Source organism: Caulobacter sp. D5 (assembly GCF_003185805.1).
Taxonomy (GTDB): domain Bacteria; phylum Pseudomonadota; class Alphaproteobacteria; order Caulobacterales; family Caulobacteraceae; genus Caulobacter.
In genome coordinates this window covers 1-2,208 of sequence record NZ_QHJY01000366.1, presented here as the reverse complement: position 1 = coordinate 2,208, position 2,208 = coordinate 1, and the positions used below count along the sequence as shown (strand labels likewise).

The 2,208-nt window shown below is 70.7% G+C and carries 1 protein-coding gene and 1 pseudogene; one reads left to right on the top strand and one right to left on the bottom strand.

Annotated elements, in window-relative coordinates:
* Positions 1–171 precede the first annotated feature (171 nt).
* Positions 172–1,305 carry a pole-localized protein SpbR gene (spbR, locus tag DMC18_RS21030; RefSeq protein ID WP_110121202.1) on the bottom strand — a complete coding sequence of 378 codons (1,134 nt, stop codon included), beginning with the start codon at positions 1,303–1,305 and terminating at the stop codon, positions 172–174.
* A 158-nt stretch (positions 1,306–1,463) separates the two neighbouring features.
* On the opposite strand from spbR, the pseudogene DMC18_RS21025 reads away from it, so the two are divergent.
* Positions 1,464–2,208, top strand: a pseudogene (locus DMC18_RS21025) (response regulator); the annotation flags it as partial.

The following is a 2,208-nucleotide window of genomic DNA, read 5'->3' as shown; positions in this document are numbered from 1 at the left end:
CCCCTCTCCCCTTGCGGGAGAGGGTGGCCTGCGAAGCAGGTCGGGTGAGGGGTCTCTCAAACCTCAACACCGCGTGCAGCGGTCAGGCAGGGCGGAGGCGTCCCTTGTCGGAGAGACCCCTCATCCGTCGCCTGTCGGCGCCACCTTCTCCCGCAAGGGGAGAAGGACGCTCTACCCTGCCGCGCGGGCCTTGAAGCCCGCCAAGCGGTCCAGCTTGTCGAGGAGGTAGTCGTGCTCTTCGCGCGAGACGGCCTGGGACGAGGTCAGGAACCGCTGGAGCATGTGCTCCTGGAAGCGTTCGCGCTCGCCGGGGCGGCCGTCGAACTCCATGCCGTGATAGGCGTCGACCCCGGCGCGGAAGGCCGGGAACAGGCGCGACGGCAGGCCCGCCCGCTCATAGACGGCCTTCAGGCCCAGGGCGCCGGCGTCGTGCACCATCAGCCAGGTGCGGTGATGCGGCACGCCGGCCAGTTCGGCCAGGCCCCACTCGAAGAAGGTCATGTGGCCCTGGGCCACGGCCCGCAGCAGCAGCGACGGCGTCAGCCGGCCCGCGCGATGCAGGTGGGCGGCGAAGGCCTGCGGGTCGGCGGTGCGGCCGGCCTGGTCCACCAGGTCGATCGTCGCCCGCTCCTTGGCGCCGACGATGATCTCCAGCGCCCGCTCGGCCGAGAGGGCGTGGTTGTCGAGGATGTGCTCGCGCAGCTGGTCGCCGACCATGTCGATCAGGCGCTCGGTCACCGACAGCGGCAGCACCGAGCGGTAGGCCACGGCCTTGAGCACGGTCTCCGACTTGGCGAAGCGGTCCAGGGCCTTCTGCAGGGCCATGTCCGAGAAGCGGGCGTTGTCGTTGGCGCAGGCGGCGGCCACCACGTCTTCCGGCGCCTGGTCGACGAGCAGGCCGGTGACCTTGCTCGACAGCTTGGGCCGGCGGGCGATGGCCATCTGGCGCACGGGGCCGCCCAGGCGGATGATCTCGGCCAGGTCGTTGTCGTTGAACACCGGCGAGAAGCTGATCACCGGCAGCGACACGCTCTCGACGTCGCGGGCCAGGCGGTTGGCGACGTCCGGCGGCAGCAGCGGCGAGGTCTTCAGCGTCACGGCCAAAGCCCGGCGCACCAGCTCGGCGGCGTCGGCGGCCATGACCCGCAGGATGTCCTGGGCCTGGAGGCGCTCGTCCTCGCTCAGTTCGGCGCGGTCGATCTTGCGGCACAGCTTGTGAGCCGCCAGCGCGCGCTCGTCGGGCGTCGCGCCCTTCACGAGCATGCGGATGTCGTCGGTGGTGAGCGCGGCGCGGGTCGTGGCCATGGGCCTGGCCTTCTGCGAATGAACGTCGAATCAAACAATGTGACGGTTAGCGTTAACGATTGTTTGCCCTGGATACCTCCCCGATTAACGATACCGCGTAACCAGCCGCAAACCGTGAGCGCATAGCGTCCTCCCCTGACTGTCCGAGGATCCGATTCTTGCTCGCCGAGCGCCGAACCCAAGACCTGACCAGGCCCGGGGCCGACACCGCGCTCGCCCTCGGCGTGCAGCGGGCGTTGCTGCCCTATGCCCTGGCCATCTTCGCCGTAAGCCTGCCGTTCTTCGTCTGGGCGGGATCGCACGCGGCCAACGCCCTTTGGATGACGATGACCTTCGCGGTCTTCGCCATCAACTGGGGCGTGTTCTACGGCGTCACCAACTGGCTGAGGACCCCGGAGGCCGAAGACCTGACCCGCCGCATGCGGCTTCAGGTCGCGGGCGGCCTGCTGTGGGCGCTGGCCGTCGTGCAGATGTCGGCCTTCGCCGAAGGGGCTGGTCCGGCCCGCGAGACCCTGCTGCTGCTGGCCGCGGCCGCCGGCATGGTCTGCATCTTCTTCGCCGCCCCCGTGCTGCCCTGCCTGATGGTCGTGGCCCCCGTGGCCGCCGCCGGCCCGCTGGTCGCCCTCTTCAGCCGGCCCGAGAGCCGCTCGGCCGGCGTCATGGCCTGGGGCGGCCTGGCGCTCGCCATGGCCATGGCCCTGATCTTCAACCGCATGCTGCGCCGCCAGCACGCCCTGGCCGTCGCCCACGAGGCCCTGATCGAGGAGCGCCTGCGCGTGCTCGAGGCCGCCGAGCGCACCGCCCGCTCGAAGTCCGACATCGTCGCCACCCTCAGCCACGAGATCCGCAACGGCCTGACCGGCGTCACCCACGTGCTGGCCGCCGCCGCCGGCAAGGGCGGCC